Origin of the sequence: Paenibacillus sambharensis, assembly GCF_003233845.1 — a bacterium.
Lineage (GTDB): Bacteria > Bacillota > Bacilli > Paenibacillales > Paenibacillaceae > Paenibacillus_I > Paenibacillus_I sambharensis.
On sequence record NZ_QKRB01000021.1, the window covers coordinates 1 to 365 of the forward strand.

2 rRNA genes are annotated in these 365 nt (G+C 51.5%); both read right to left on the reverse strand.

What is annotated here, in order from left to right:
- Positions 1-6: 6 nt before the first annotated feature.
- Positions 7-123, reverse strand: a 5S ribosomal RNA gene (rrf, locus tag DNH61_RS02275).
- A gap of 153 nt (positions 124-276) precedes the next feature.
- Positions 277-365, reverse strand: a 16S ribosomal RNA gene (locus tag DNH61_RS02280); the annotation flags it as partial.

The following is a 365-nucleotide window of genomic DNA, read 5'->3' on the forward strand; positions in this document are numbered from 1 at the left end:
TTACCCGCTTGGCAACGTCCTACTCTCCCAGGACCCTGCGGTCCAAGTACCATCGGCGCTGGAGGGCTTAACGGTCGTGTTCGAGATGGGAACGCGTGGATCCCCTCCGCCATCATCACCAAACGAATCGCTGCTAAAGCAGCTTGTGCCTATTCAGCACATAAAACCCTTTACTGAAAGAAACAATGTAGCATTGTTCTTTCAAAACTGACAACGAGCGAGCAATGTACTGCCTTGTATTTATCCAGTCATCATCGTGACTGGGTATATCCTTAGAAAGGAGGTGATCCAGCCGCACCTTCCGATACGGCTACCTTGTTACGACTTCACCCCAATCATCTACCCCACCTTCGACGGCTGGCTCC